This window comes from Sulfitobacter alexandrii (assembly GCF_001886735.1).
GTDB classification, from domain to species: domain Bacteria; phylum Pseudomonadota; class Alphaproteobacteria; order Rhodobacterales; family Rhodobacteraceae; genus Sulfitobacter; species Sulfitobacter alexandrii.
This window is the reverse complement of the sequence record NZ_CP018076.1, coordinates 574,514-588,250: the sequence shown is the minus strand read 5'-3', so window position 1 is coordinate 588,250 and position 13,737 is coordinate 574,514. Positions and strand designations below refer to the sequence as shown.

Below are 13,737 nucleotides of genomic sequence, written 5' to 3'. Positions count from 1 at the left end.
CGGGCACGCATCCCAACAGGTTGAAGGCGCATCCCGCCAAGACCCGCCGCCGGACTTTCGGCACACTGAATCAAAAGCTCGGGAGGAGCACAATGAACTACTTCAAAACGTCATCCGCGATCGCTGCGGTCGCCATGGGAATGGCCTCTGCCGCCACGGCACAGGAAAGCCTGAACTTTGCCTATGGCTACCCCGAAAGCTCGGCCATCGGCATCGCCGTCGCCGACTACAAGAGCGCCGTGGAAGAGCGTTCCGAGGGCAGCCTGTCCGTCACCGGCTTCCCGATGTCCCTTCTGAGCCTGTCGGAAACCAGCCCCGGCGTGCGCGACGGACTGGCCGACGTGGGCTTCGTCCTAACCCCGTACCTGCCCGCCGAATACAGCACGAACCTGTTCCTGCACGAACTCAACCTGCTGATCACCCTCGCGGAAAACCCGACCGGCAAGGAGCCTCTGGCCTACACCGGCGCGATGCTGGAATACACCTTCAACGACTGCCCCGAGTGCCTCGCGGAGTATCAGGCGCAGAACCAGGTCTATACCGGCGGCGGCGTGACCCCGCTCTACAACCTGTTGTGCAAGGACGTGCAGATCACGTCGATCGAGGATCTGGCAGGCAAGCGCCTGCGCGCCGGCGGCGCCGGTTTCGTGCGCTTTGCCGAGAAGTTCGGCGCACAGGGTGTCCGGTTGCCGGTGAACGAGGTCTACGAAGGTCTGGACCAGGGGATCCTCGACTGCGCGATGAACAGCGCCCCCGAACTGACCAACTACAACCTGCACGAAGTCGTCACCGACATCACGCTGGCGGTTCCCGGCGGCGCCTTCGCGGGCGTGGCATCCGCCAACGTCAACGCCGACCGCTGGAAAGCGATGACCGACGCGCAGCGCGAAGCGCTGTTGTGGGGCGGTGCGCAGATCACCGCGAGCACGACATGGGGCTTCTACACCGATGATGCTGTCGCCATCCAGAACGCAAAGGACAAGGGCATCAACATCCTCGAAGCGGACGCCGAACTGGCGGCAGCGGTCAAGGAATTCGCCCGCGAGGACCTGAACATCGTCTCCGATCTCTTCCGCGACACCTACGGGGTCGAGCGCGCGACCGAGATCCGCGACGAATTCCAGCCGATCCTCGAAAAATGGTATGGTCTGGTTGCCGATGTCGAAACCAAGGAGCAGCTTCAGCAGCTCTACTGGGACGAGGTGATTTCCAAGGTCGATCCGGCAAGCTACGCTCAATAATCATCGCTGTCGGGGCATCCTGCGCCAAGGGTGCCCCGATTCTTTCGCCCAGCCCGAAAGTGGAGGACGGACCATGAAAGTCATCGGCAAGCTGATTTCGGGGATCAATGGCCTTGCGTCGGGGATTGCGGGCGTGTTGGTCATCATCATGGTGGTGCACGTCTCGGCCGACGTCACGATGCGCTACGTGTTCGAGCGGCCCCTTGATGCCACGATACTTTACGTGTCGGTCTTCTACATGATCGCGATCGCCTTCCTGCCGCTCGGATTGGTGGAACAGAAGGACAGCCATATCGCGGTTGAGCTCCTGGCCGAACGCTTCCCCGACCGGATCCAGACCGCCCTGGCCTTCATTGCGACCCTGGTCACCGCGATCGTTGCGGCAGCCGTGACCGTGCGCACGGGCCAGGAAGCGTTGTCGAAATACGCGGCCGGGGCCTATTCGATCGAGGCGGGCGGCAAGATCCTGACATGGCCCAGCTACTTCTACCTGCCCATCGGTTTCGGGATGATGGCGGTCGTGTCAGTCTGGAAGCTGATCGCGATGCTGACCGGACGTGACAGCGGCCTGAGCATGATGAAGGTCGAAGACCCCTACCTTTCCGAAGAAAAGTCCAATGTCTGACATCCAAATTGCCGGCCTGTTCGTTGGCGCCCTGTTCTTCCTGATCCTGATGCGTGTGCCGATCGGCATCTCGCTGATCGCGGTGTCGTTCGGCGGCCTGTGGTCGATGTTCAACTGGAACATCGCATGGGGCTCGCTGGGCATTGTGCCTTACAACTTCGCCAACAGCTGGGTGCTCAGTTCGATCCCCGCCTTCCTGATGATGGGTTTCATCTGCTACCACACGCGGCTCACGCAGGGGTTGTTCAGCGCGGCACAGACATGGCTTTCGGGCCTTCCAGGCGGGCTCGCCATCGCGTCGGTCTTCGGCTGCGCGGGCTTTGCCGCCGTGACCGGGTCCTCCGTCGCCTGCTCCGCCGCCATGGGCAAGATCGCCGTGCCCGAGATGATGCGGAACCGCTACAGCCCGGAACTGGCGACCGGCACCATCGCCGCCGCAGGCACCATCGGTGCGCTGATCCCGCCCTCCATCCTGATGATCCTCTACGGCATCATCTCGCGCCAGTCGGTCAGCCAGCTTTTCCTCGGCGGCCTTGTGGTCGGGATCATCACGCTGGCCGCCTATGTCCTGCTCATCGTGGTCCGGGTCAAACTGAACCCGAACCTCGCGCCCCCGGTGGACGGCAACCGCGCGACACGCGCGGAAAAGATCAAGGCGCTCGGTCAGACATGGCCGGTCCTGCTGATCGTCATCGGCGTCTTCGCCGGCCTCTTCGGCGGGGCCTTCACCCCGACCGAAGCCGGCGCCATCGGTGCCCTCCTGTCAATGATCGTCGCCGCGCTCTACCGGACGCTGACCTTCCGGGCCATCCGGATGGCGGTGGTCGAGACGATCACCACCACCGCCGCACTGCTGATCATCGCGGTAGGCGCCAGCCTGCTGACACGGTTCCTCGCCCTGTCGGGCATCGGGGATGCGCTGTCGTCGTCGATCCTGGCCTTCGGCGTGTCGCCGGTGCTCATCATGATCGGCGTCGTGGTCGTCTACCTGTTGCTGGGCATGATGCTCGAACCCGTCGGCGCGATGCTGCTGACCCTGCCCATCGTCCTGCCGCTGGTGGACGAAACCGGCTACAGCCTGCTCTGGTTCGGCGTCGTGCTGGTCAAGCTGCTGGAAATCGGGATGATCACGCCACCGATGGGGATGAACGTCTTTGTCATCAAGGGGGTCGTGGGCAACGCGGTCTCGCTGACCGCCGTGTTCCGGGGGGTTTTCTGGTTCGTGGTCATCGATCTGCTGATCGTCGCCCTGCTGATCGCCTTTCCCGACATCGTGCTCTTCCTGCCCCGCTGGATGAACTGACGGCCGGACACTCGCCCGGTCCTCTTCGAAACGCACTCACACTGGAGACATCGACATGACCACAACCGGCAAGCAACTGTTCACCACGTTGGAAAGCGACGGCACGCTGACCGTCGCGCTCGAGGACGTGGATTTTCCCGATCCCACCGGTGACCAGGTCCTCGTCAGGATGGAAGCGGCGCCGATCAACCCGTCGGACCTCGCCATCCTGACCGGCGCGGCGGACCTCGAGAACGCGCAATACGAACCCGGCAAATACGTCGCCACCATGCCCGAACCGTTCAATTCAGGCTCGAAGGCACGGCACGGGCTGAAGCTCCCTGCCGGGAACGAAGGCGCCGGCACCGTCGTCGCGACAGGTGATACGGACGCCGCCAAGGCGTTGATGGGCCAACGCGTCGCCTGCGTGCCGGGCAACGCCTACAGCCAGTACTGCATCGCGCGGGCATCCATGTGTCTCCCCTTGGGCGACTATACCGCCGAAGAAGGCGCGAGCGGCTTCGTCAACCCGATGACGGCGCTGGGTTTCGCCGAGAACGCCAAGATGGACGGGCAGGACGCGATCCTTCACACCGTCGGTGCCTCCAACCTCGGCCAGATGCTGACCCGGATCTGCAAGGAAGACGGCCTCGGGCTCGTGAACATCGTGCGCAAGCAGGAACAGGCCGACCTGCTTGGCCAGATCGGCGCGGATCACGTCGTCAACTCTTCCGACGACGACTTCATGAAGCAGCTCCGCGCCGCCATCGATGACACCGGGGCATTCTACGGGTTCGATCCGATCGGCGGCGGCAAGACGGTGGACAGCGTGTTCAAGGCCATGGAACAGGTCGCCGTCGGCCACATGACCGAGTATTCGCGCTATGGCTCGAACCAACAGAAACGCATGTTCATCTATGGCCGCCTCGACACGGGGCCGACCGTGCTGTCCCCCAGCTACGGCTTCGGCTGGACCCTGTCGGGCTGGCTCTTGTTCCCGTTCCTTCAATCCGTGGGGCAAGACACGGTGAACCGGATGCGCAAGCGCGTCTTGGACAGCCTGACGACAACCTTCGCCAGCACCTACAAGAAGCGGGTGGATCTGGAAGAAATGCTGACAAAAGAAGCCGTCACCGACTACCGCGCGATGAGAACCGGGGAAAAATACCTCGTTACCCCCTGGAAGTGAGCTGAGGTCGCGGCGGCAGGCGTCGCCCCCTGCGGTCAGATCCGCATACGCGGCACGGCGTTCGGATCCAGCCGCAGTTCGATCAGCAGGGGCTTGTCCCGGTTTTCCATGGCCTTGATCGCCTGGTCGAGATCTTCGTTGTTCTCGACCAGTATACCGTGCCCGCCCAAGGCGGTCCCGACCTGCGCGAACGAGGGCCAGTCGAACATCGACAGGCCCGGATCCATCTTGCGGTCGAGGAACTGGATATGCTCGGCCCCGTAGGCGGAATCGTTCGCCACGATCACGATCAGGTCCTGCTTCATCCGGACGGCGGTGTTGAACTCGTTGATGCCGCCCATCATGAAACCGCCATCGCCGGTGAACAGCACCACCGGCCGCTTCGACACCGCGTAGCCCGCCCCGATGGCAACCTGCATCCCCAGCCCGATCGAGCCGAAATTCGTGGTCGCGAAAAAGCTTTCCGCGTCCGGACAGGAGATGCGGCACCAGACCTCGGTCATGAAGCGCCCGCCATCGGTGGTCAGGAACCGGTCCTTGGGCAGGGCCTCCTCCAGTCGGTCGAGCGCGTACTCGAAATTCACGAAGCCGGGCGCGGCCTTGTCCGGGTCGCCCTTGGGGTGCGCGGTGAGCACCTCCATGTCGAGTTCCGCGGCAAAGCCGCTGCCGGGGATCTCGGCTTCGTCAAGCCACCAGACGATGTTGTCGGCGGTAAGCCCGGCGTCGGCCAGCAGCGCCGCGTCGGGGTGGTAGTTCCTGGCAACCTCGGTGACGGTGTTGTTGATCTGGATGACCCGTTTTCCCTTCATCAGCGCCCCCTTGTCGGTGGTGAAATGATGCAGGGATGTCCCGAACGCGATGATGCAATCCGCCTTGCCGATCGCGTCATAGGCGGCGGGCGTGGACAAGGTGCCGAAGATGTCGATGTTATGCGGATGGCCGTTGAACATCCCCTTGGCTTTCAGCGTCGTAGCCAGCGGTGCGTCCAGTCTTTCAGCCAGCTTCTTGATCTGGGCAACCGCGTCCTTGGCCCCGATGCCCGCAAGGATGATCGGCCGCTTCGCGCTGGCGATCATGCCGATGGCCTGGTCAAGATCGTCCCCTTCCGGCACGTAGGAAGGCGCCTTGAACCCCTTGAACACGTGACGGACGTGCTCCACCTCCTGCCACATGAAATCCACCGGCATGTTCAGGACGATCGGGCGCTGTTCCACCTGCGCGCGATAGATCGCATGGGCGACATCGTAGGAGGCCGTTTCGGGCGCGCGCATCTGCTCGAACCCCGCCCCGGTAATCTTGACCGTCTCGCGCTGGTCGATGTTCTGAAGGTTCTGCGGGTTCGACACGGCGGTGTCGCCGGCCAGCAGGACCATGGGAACCCGCGCGCGTGCGCCTTCGGTCAGCGCGGTGACGCAGTTGGTCAGCGCGGGACCATGGGTGACCGTGGCGATCCCGACCTTGCCCGCGACCCTGCCGTGGGCCAGCGCCATCAGAACGGCGCTGCCTTCGTAGGCGACGGGGACAAACGTGGCACCGGCCCCGCGCACGAAATGATCGACGATGAAGAGATTGGCATCCCCCATCAGGCCGAACATCGTGTCGTGACTATGGTCTGCAAGGGACTGGGCGATGGACTGGTAGACATACATGATGTGGCTCCCTCTTCGGTTGGGCAGGCTTTCCGCGCGGTTGTAGCGCCTCTTCCACGCGGAAGGTACGCAGAACCGGCCTGATCCAAAGGTTTCGTGCGGACCTTTCCACAAATCCGGCAATCGTGCGCGCAATCCCCGCACAAGAATGTCCTGGCGGCCCTCGACATCAGCCTCGGCGGGGCCGGGTCAGATGTACAGGCCTGAAAAGATCACGATCAGCCCCGCCCCGACCAGCAGCACGGTTCTGAGGATCCTGCGCGCACTGATCAGACCATAGGACACGAGCGCCAGCCCGACGGCAAGCCGCAACATCGCGATGATCGCGGGAACCGGGTCTTCGGCCAGCCGCAGGACATCGGGATTGGCAACCATGCCCAGCGGGATGAGGTACAGCCCCACGCCCAGCGCCATCGCGGTCAGCGCGACCTTCAGCCAGTTCTCGCCGATCATGCCGGCGGCGATAAACACCGCGCCGCAGACGGGCGGCGTGATCGTGGACAGCAGCGCGAACCAGAAGACGAAGAGATGCGCCTGCAACGGCTCGAGCCCCAGCTGGATCAGCGCCGGACCGGCGACGGACACGCAGATGACATAGGCCGCCGTCGTCGGCACCTCCATTCCCAGAACAAGACAGGCGATGGCCGTCAGGAACAGCGACGGCCAGAGCAGCCCGCCCGACCCTTCGAGGATGAGCGAGGTGATCTTGACGCCGAGACCCGTGATCGCCAGCACGCCGATGATGATCGAGGCACACAGTATGATGGCCGCGATCATCGACACCTGCCGGGCGGCGTTCAGCACGGCATCCTTGAAGCGCTCCGCGATCTGCGCGGGCCGGAACGAGAGTTCCGCGTTGAAGAATAGCAGGGCGGCCCCTGCCAGGATGGCGAGGGCGGCGGCATATTCCGGCGTGAACCGGGCGCCGAACATCGCCCAGAGCAGGACGGAAAACGGCACGAGGAAGAACAGCGACGTGATGACGACATCCCGCCGCAACGGCCGGTCGGCCGCGTCCACACCCTTGAGGTCGAAACGTGTCGCATAGGCGTTGATGCCGACCCAGACCGCGAGAAAATAGAGAAACGCGGGCAGGATCGCCGCCGCCATGATCGACGTGTAGGGCACGCCGGTCAGCTCGACCATGACAAAGGCCCCCGCGCCCATCAGGGGCGGCATGATCTGCCCGCCCGAGGAGGCGACCGCCTCGACCGCCGCTGCCAGTCGCTTGGGATAGCCCAGCTTTGTCATCGCGGGCAAGGTGATCGCACCGGTCGAGGCCACGTTCGCCGAAGCGGAGCCGGAAATCGATCCGAACAGCGCGGAAGAGATCACCGAAACCTTCGCGCCGCCGCCCTTCAGGCGACCCGCCGCGGCGCCGGCCACGTTCATGAAGCCCTGCCCTGCCTCGCCCGCGTTCAGCACCGCGCCGAAAATGACGAAGATCGCCACGACGCTGACCGACACCCCCGTGAGCGAGCCCCAGATGCCGCCCTCGGCGATGGTCAGGGTCCCGAGGAAGCTGGCGACCGGGGTGCCCGAATGCCCGAACTGGCCGGGAATATACTGTCCGAACAGCCCGTAGAGCAGGGCCGCCGCCGCGACGAGTGGCAGGGGCCAGCCGACGGCACGCCGCGCGGCCTCGAGCGTGACACAAAGCAGGATGATCGCGATCACGATCTGAAAGTTGCTCTCCAAAAAACCGTATTGATCCATCAGCCGGTCGTGGTTGATCGCAACCCAGAGCGCCGCAGCGATGCCCAGCGCCGCCAGAAACATGCCACTGATCCGGCCCGCGCGCGTGGTGCTGCCCAGAACCAGCGCGAACGGCAGGATGAACGCCATGTGCAGCGGACGGCTGACAAGGTTGGGGACAAGGCCGGAGAAGACGAGCGCAAGGTGAAATGCCACCAATGCCGCGGCAAGGATCAGCCAGAAAGCCGCAACGGCGCGACCTTTGAAAGGGTGCGACATAAAAAGAGTCTCTTGGGAAAAGCGGGATGCGGGTCGGGACGCACCCGACCCGCGTGGATGGTCCTGCCGCTACTTCTGCGCGTCAGTCAGCGCGATGCCCGCTTCCTCGTAGTAGCGGACGGCACCGGGATGGATCTTGCCCTCGATGTTGCCCAGCATCTCGGCATCGACGCCGTTCCACCACGGCGAGGTATCGCCAAGCTTGGCCTTGCTTTCCCAGAACGTCCTGGTCAGTTCGTAGGCCGTGTCATCGTCCATCTTCGTGGTGGTAAAGGCCACGACCGGAAGCGAGGTGGTGGTGATATCGGCCTCCTGCCCCGCGTAGGTTCCGGCGGGGATGGTCAGCTTGGTCCGCTTGGTCTCGGCAATCTGGTCGTCGCTCAGCGACAGCACCGTCACCGGCATGGACGCCGCCGCCTCGATGACATTCGGTGCGGGCCACGAGCCTGCGGTCACGAAGCCGTCGATCTGGCCGTTCTTGAGCGCGGCAACCGCGTTGGACAATTCCGCGTCCGCCACCGTGACCTTGTCGGTCAACCCGAAGAGTTCGAGGTATTTCTCGCCTTCGGTCGCGCCGAACGACCCCTTGCCAAGCAGGATCGTCTTGCCCTCCATCCCCGCGAGGTCGGTCGTACCGCTATCCTTGGACATGACGAAATGCATGGTCAGCGACGGGATCGGAAACAGCGCGCGGATCTCGTCGAAGGCGGGATCTCCCTTGCCCTCGAACATCGCCTTGCCCTGCTGCGCGAGCCCCACAAGCGCCGGCGGCGTGGTAAAGACATAGTCGCCACCCCGCGCGCGCACTTCCATCACGTTCTGGACGGAGCCCTGGCTTTCCTCGATGGTGACGGAAATGTCGCCGTCTGTCCCTGCCTTCATCGCTTCGGCCAGTTCGACGCCCATCTGGTAATAGGACGAGCCGGTCTTGGCCGACTTGTAGGTCACGCGCGTCTCGGCGGTGGCCACGGTGGCAGCCGAGACCGTGACCGCGAGGGCCGCCACTGCTGCTTTCAGAATCGGGTTCATCTTCTTTCCTCCTCAAGATGCTTCCGACGTTCTAGCCGCCCTGACGGGCCAAGTCACTTTCGGATGGCCCCGGGAACGCCGGTCTGCCGAATATTTTCCCCCGACGCCGGCACGGGCGCCTTCGTCAATCGGGCGCCACGTCATCGCCCGTCAGGATGATCTGACCAGTTCACGCAGCCGTCGACCCAGAGGCGCATCGGGATCGGCAAGGTCGAACACGATGGTAAGATGGTTCTTGTCGGGCTCGATCCTGAGCTCCGTTTCCTGCTGTTCTCGGTCCAGCAGGGCGTTCAGGGCGACCGCCTGTTCCTGGAAAGGCGCGGTTTCGCTTTCACCCCGCGTGATGATGCGCAACGGGCCCGGTTTGTGCCGGGCGATCAGGGGCGACCACGCCCTCGCTTCGTCGTCCCGCATCTCGGCTTCGTCTTTCAGGAACGAGCCGGGGATGCCGGACAGGTCGTATATTCCGCTGACCAGCAACATGCCGCGCAGGGTCGGCAGATCGGCCGGCCCGGTGTCACCTGCCGCCTCGGAAGCGAGCAGCGAAGCGAGGTGCGCGCCCGCGGAATGGCCGCTCACGGTAAAGCGCTCAGGGTCCGCGCCGATGTCGGGCGCCAGCCGGACAAGGTGCCGTGCGGCGCGGCGGACCTGCGCGACGATCTCGGCCAGTCGTGTTTGCGGCATGAGGTCGTAGCCGACAAGCGCCGCGATCCCACCCGCCGCGACAACCGGCGCCGCCACGAGGGTGTGCGCCTCCTTGCTGCCCGCCCGCCAGTAGCCGCCGTGGATGAACATGTGCAGCGGCGCGCCCGACTGCTGGTCTGGCGGAAAGACGAGGTCGAAGCTTTGCCGTGGGCTCGGCCCGTAGCTCACGCTTCGCTCGACGCGATACGTCTCTGCGAGGGCGTGACTGCGCGCCTCCGTCTCCTTCATGATCTCGTCGAAATCGGGAATGAAGGCCCGGTTGTAGTAAAGGTCGCGTTCAGCCACGATGTCTTCCTCCCTCAGAACTCCACTGCAAAATACTTGGGCTCCATGAACTCGAGGATGCCCGTGACCCCGCCCTCGCGGCCAAGGCCGCTCTGCTTTGCTCCGCCGAACGGGGCCGCCGGGTCCGACATCAGCCCGCGGTTGATGCCGACCATCCCCGTTTCTATACGACGCCCGACGCGCATCGCCCGCATGATATCCTGTGAATAGACATAGGCCGCAAGCCCGTATTCGGTGTCGTTGGCAAGGCGGACCGCCTCGTCCTCCGCCTCGAACCGGTAGACCGCCGCGACGGGCCCGAAGATTTCCTCATGCGCGAGAGCGGCGTCGGTGGGCACGGCTTCGAGCACCGTGGGCGGATAGTAGTACCCGCGTCCGTCCTGAAGGGCCCCACCCGTCGTGACCCTTGCGCCGCGCGATTTCGCCTCTTCGACAAGGCGATTGATCTTGTCCACGGCCTGCGGCGTGATCATGGGCCCGCACTGGGTGTCGGGCGCGTAGCCTGCGCCCAGTTTCAGCGCTGCCATCCGTTTTGTCAGCCCCTCGACAAAGGCGTCGTAAATACCGGACTGCACGTAGAACCGGTTCGCCGCAGTGCAGGCCTCGCCGCCGTTGCGCATCTTGGCGACCATCGCCCCATCGAGCGCCGCATCAAGATCCGCGTCATCGAAGACCACGAAGGGCGCGTTGCCCCCCAGCTCCATCGAGCAGTTGACGACCGTTTTCGCGGCCTCTCCCAACAGGATGCGCCCCACCCCGGTCGACCCGGTAAAGGACAGTTTTCGCACACGGGGGTCGGCCAGCATCGCCGCCGTGACCGGACCGGGATTGGCGGTCGTCAGCACGTTCACCACTCCGGCGGGCACGCCGGCCTCGGCGCCGAGCCGCGCCATTGCATAGGCCGTCAACGGCGTTTCCGACGCGGGCTTGAGGATGACCGTGCACCCTGCGGCCAGCGCAGGACCGATCTTTCGCGTGGCCATCGCCGCGGGAAAGTTCCACGGCGTGATCAGGACGGCGATGCCGATGGGTTCATGATCGACGAGGATGTTGTGCGCGCCCGAGGGTGCGTGACGAAATTCTCCCCCGATGCGCGTCGCCTCCTCGGCATACCAGCGGAAGAATTCCGCAGCATAGGCCACTTCTCCGCGTGCATCCGCCAGCGCCTTGCCGTTCTCGACGCTGATCAGCATCGCCAGTTCTTCGGTGTGCTCGGTCATCAGGGTGAACCAGCGCCGCAGGATTTCCGAGCGTTGACGCGGCGGAGTGCTGCGCCAGTCGGCTGCGGCGGCCTCGGCGGCGTCGACCGCCCGCATGGCGTCGTCGATGGTGGCGTCCGGCACTTCGGCCAGCGTATCTCCGGTCGACGGGTCGGAGACGGTGATGCCTGTGCCGGCCTCCCATTTGCCGCCGATGAAAAGGCCTTCGGCATGGAGCGAGGGGGCAGCGTATCCGGTGAAAACAGTGTCTAATGTCATGGAAAACTCCGTCAATTCGTTTCGAGACCGGCGATGTCGCCGTGATAGGCCGCGCCGACCAACCGCCGCATGTCCTGAGGCGGCAGCGGTCGTGGGTTGTTCTGGATCAGCCGCGAGATGCCGCATGATTGTTCGGCCACCCAATCGATCCTGTCCTCCGCCAGCCCCAGCTCACGCAGGCTCGATGGAATGCCGATACGCGCGAAGAGCGAGGTGAACGCGGGAATCACGTCGGCCCCCGCAGCCAGCCCGATCGTTTCGGCGATCTGATCCAGCTCGGGCCCGATCTCGGGCGCGTTCCACGCCATCACGTAGGGCATGAGGCAGGCCACCCCTGCCCCGTGCGCCGTGTGTGTCAGGGCCCCGACGGGATATTGGATCGCATGGGCCGCAGCCGTGCCCGCCACGCCAAAGGCGAGGCCCGCGGTGGTCGCCCCCAGCATGACCTTTGCGCGGGCGTCGGCATTGCCCGGGTCGGTGCAGGCCGTCTCCAGCCCCTCCCAAAGCAACCCGATGGCTGTCAGGGCAAAGTGGTCTGACGTGGCGTTCTTGCCGACGAAGACCCGCTCCTGCGCCAGCCCTGCAACGGGCTCGCGGCGAATGGCCGTGAAGGCCTCTATCGCGTGGGTCAGGGCATCGGCGCCGGCGATCGCGGTAAGCGACGCCGGACAGGTGACTGTCAGTTCCGGGTCGCAGATCGAGGCTGTCGGAATAAGATGGGGCGACGAGATACCGACCTTCAACTGACGCTCGGAATCGGACAGAACAGCAACCGGCGTCACCTCGGACCCGGTGCCAGCGGTGGTTGGAACAGCAATGAGCGGCATCACCGGGCCGGGCACCATGAACTCGCCGTAGTAATCCTGCGGCTTGCCGCCGTGGGTCAGCAGCACGGCCACGCATTTCGCCATGTCGAGGCAGGACCCGCCGCCGACACCGATCACAAGATCGGGTGCAAAACCGCGCGCCGCCTCGGCGCTCGCGACGGCGGTTTCCACGGGCACATCCGGCAGGGTCGAACCGTCGACTTTCACCTCGACGCCCGCCGCCTCCAACTGGCCCACCAGCCGCAGGAAGTCCGCATCCGCCGCCAGTCTTTCGTCGGTGACGACCAACGCACGCCGTCCGAGCCTTGCGGCGACACGCCCCAGGGCGTCGCGTTGTCCCGCGCCGAAAATCAGTTCTCTCGGGGCTCGGATTGTGCCGAATAGGGTCATGTCGTCTCCTGTTGCATGTCATCACGCCCCCTGAGGGCGCAGATCTCTTGATAAAGTTTCTCGGGTATCTCGATGCCGGTCGACAGCGCGCGCGCCCTTCGGGACCGCATCCCGTCGCCCGGCACCAATACCGGCCGGTCCGCATCGGCCGGTCGCGACGCGCGCAATCGATCGAGATAACCGGCCAGGTGTTTCGCTGTGCCCTGCCCCGCCTTCGGATCGATCAGGACGAAGACGTCACCCTTGTTCGCGACCTCTTGCGCGTCGAGCGTACCGCGAACCTCGGGCGCAAACGCCGATCCGGACAGCGCCGCGACCAGAAGCTCGACACCCAGCCCCAGCCCAAAGCCCTTGGCCTCGCCGAACGGCGCGATGGCGCCGGTCTTTGCCGCCACCGGATCAGTGGTGCGATTGCCTGCGGTGTCGACGGCCCAGTCGTCGGGGATCGGATCGCCGGTCAGCGCATGATGATGGATTTTCCCCATGGAGACCTTGCTGGTGGCAAGGTCGAGGATAAACGGCGCCGCCCCTGTGGGGATGCCGATGGCGATGGGGTTCGTCCCCAGCATCGCTTCGGTGCCACCGAAGGGATGAACCAGCGCTTCGCTGGTGGTCATGACGATTGCCATCAGTCCGCGCAACGCGGCGGCCTCGGCATAGTAGGCCAGCATGCCAATGTGGTTCGCGTTGCGGATCGCGCCGACGACGATGCCCTGCTCGTCCACAGCGACCGCCAGTTTCTCGAGCGTCTCCATCATGACAACCGGACCCAGCCCGCGATTTCCGTCCACGAGCATTACGCTCGGACGCGACCATTGGCCCGTCCCGGAGGCGGTCGGATTGGCTAGCCCGGTCTCGAGCCTCTCTATGAGTCGCGGCAACCTCTGAAGTCCGTGAGAGGGCAAATCACGGAGCTCCGCCTCGATCAGCACATCGGACTGAATATCCGCATGAACATCTGTAACACCCTGATACATCAGGGCATTTTTCGAGATGTCATGAAGCGCCTCGGCTGAAACAAGCACCCGCAAATTCTCCTTTCACAAAATCGTATATGATATTG

11 protein-coding genes are annotated in these 13,737 nt (G+C 64.4%); 4 read left to right on the top strand and 7 right to left on the bottom strand.

Going from position 1 to position 13,737, the window contains the following annotated elements; genetic code table 11:
* Window positions 1-92 precede the first annotated feature (92 nt).
* The 4 genes from BOO69_RS02915 (at window position 93) to BOO69_RS02900 (ending at window position 4,337) form a co-directional block, all read left to right on the top strand.
* Window positions 93-1,241 carry a C4-dicarboxylate TRAP transporter substrate-binding protein gene (locus tag BOO69_RS02915; RefSeq protein ID WP_071970142.1) on the top strand — a complete coding sequence of 383 codons (1,149 nt, stop codon included), beginning with the start codon at window positions 93-95 and terminating at the stop codon, window positions 1,239-1,241.
* 73 nt (window positions 1,242-1,314) lie between these two features.
* Complete coding sequence (locus tag BOO69_RS02910) at window positions 1,315-1,866, top strand: TRAP transporter small permease (protein ID WP_071970140.1); 552 nt, start codon at window positions 1,315-1,317, stop codon at window positions 1,864-1,866.
* Window positions 1,859-3,169, top strand: coding sequence for a TRAP transporter large permease (locus tag BOO69_RS02905; protein WP_071970138.1), 1,311 nt, complete (start codon window positions 1,859-1,861; stop codon window positions 3,167-3,169). Before BOO69_RS02910 ends, BOO69_RS02905 begins: the two co-directional genes overlap by 8 nt.
* 55 nt (window positions 3,170-3,224) lie before the next feature.
* Window positions 3,225-4,337, top strand: coding sequence for a zinc-binding dehydrogenase (locus BOO69_RS02900; RefSeq protein ID WP_071970136.1), 1,113 nt, complete (start codon window positions 3,225-3,227; stop codon window positions 4,335-4,337).
* A 35-nt stretch (window positions 4,338-4,372) separates the two neighbouring features.
* Here BOO69_RS02900 and BOO69_RS02895 read toward each other — a convergent pair whose 3' ends face one another.
* The 7 genes from BOO69_RS02895 to BOO69_RS02865 form a co-directional block, all read right to left on the bottom strand.
* Window positions 4,373-5,986, bottom strand: coding sequence for a thiamine pyrophosphate-binding protein (locus tag BOO69_RS02895; RefSeq protein WP_071970134.1), 1,614 nt, complete (start codon window positions 5,984-5,986; stop codon window positions 4,373-4,375).
* 189 nt (window positions 5,987-6,175) lie between these two features.
* On the bottom strand, window positions 6,176-7,960 hold the full coding sequence (locus tag BOO69_RS02890; RefSeq protein ID WP_071970131.1) for a TRAP transporter permease: 1,785 nt from the start codon (window positions 7,958-7,960) through the stop codon (window positions 6,176-6,178).
* A 69-nt stretch (window positions 7,961-8,029) separates the two neighbouring features.
* A complete protein-coding gene (locus BOO69_RS02885; protein WP_071970129.1) occupies window positions 8,030-8,989 on the bottom strand; it encodes a TAXI family TRAP transporter solute-binding subunit in 960 nt (319 codons plus the stop codon).
* A 150-nt stretch (window positions 8,990-9,139) separates the two neighbouring features.
* Window positions 9,140-9,979 carry an alpha/beta hydrolase gene (locus BOO69_RS02880; protein ID WP_083545433.1) on the bottom strand — a complete coding sequence of 280 codons (840 nt, stop codon included), beginning with the start codon at window positions 9,977-9,979 and terminating at the stop codon, window positions 9,140-9,142.
* A 14-nt stretch (window positions 9,980-9,993) separates the two neighbouring features.
* On the bottom strand, window positions 9,994-11,457 hold the full coding sequence (locus BOO69_RS02875; RefSeq protein ID WP_071970127.1) for an NAD-dependent succinate-semialdehyde dehydrogenase: 1,464 nt from the start codon (window positions 11,455-11,457) through the stop codon (window positions 9,994-9,996).
* Window positions 11,458-11,468: 11 nt separating this feature from the next.
* Entirely contained in the window at window positions 11,469-12,674 is a 1,206-nt protein-coding gene (locus BOO69_RS02870) for an iron-containing alcohol dehydrogenase (protein ID WP_071970126.1), read from the bottom strand.
* Window positions 12,671-13,699, bottom strand: coding sequence for an Ldh family oxidoreductase (locus tag BOO69_RS02865; protein WP_071970124.1), 1,029 nt, complete (start codon window positions 13,697-13,699; stop codon window positions 12,671-12,673). Before BOO69_RS02865 ends, BOO69_RS02870 begins: the two co-directional genes overlap by 4 nt.
* Window positions 13,700-13,737: the final 38 nt, after the last annotated feature.

Excerpts from the sequence above, each read along its gene's own strand:
- BOO69_RS02905 (WP_071970138.1), top strand. The coding sequence starts at position 1,859 with ATGTCTGACATCCAAATTGCCGGCCTGTTCGTTGGCGCCCTGTTCTTC.
- BOO69_RS02900 (WP_071970136.1), top strand. The coding sequence starts at position 3,225 with ATGACCACAACCGGCAAGCAACTGTTCACCACGTTGGAAAGCGACGGC.
- BOO69_RS02890 (WP_071970131.1), bottom strand. The coding sequence starts at position 7,960 with ATGTCGCACCCTTTCAAAGGTCGCGCCGTTGCGGCTTTCTGGCTGATC.
- BOO69_RS02875 (WP_071970127.1), bottom strand. The coding sequence starts at position 11,457 with ATGACATTAGACACTGTTTTCACCGGATACGCTGCCCCCTCGCTCCAT.
- BOO69_RS02895 (WP_071970134.1), bottom strand. The coding sequence starts at position 5,986 with ATGTATGTCTACCAGTCCATCGCCCAGTCCCTTGCAGACCATAGTCAC.
- BOO69_RS02915 (WP_071970142.1), top strand. The coding sequence starts at position 93 with ATGAACTACTTCAAAACGTCATCCGCGATCGCTGCGGTCGCCATGGGA.
- BOO69_RS02885 (WP_071970129.1), bottom strand. The coding sequence starts at position 8,989 with ATGAACCCGATTCTGAAAGCAGCAGTGGCGGCCCTCGCGGTCACGGTC.
- BOO69_RS02910 (WP_071970140.1), top strand. The coding sequence starts at position 1,315 with ATGAAAGTCATCGGCAAGCTGATTTCGGGGATCAATGGCCTTGCGTCG.
- BOO69_RS02870 (WP_071970126.1), bottom strand. The coding sequence starts at position 12,674 with ATGACCCTATTCGGCACAATCCGAGCCCCGAGAGAACTGATTTTCGGC.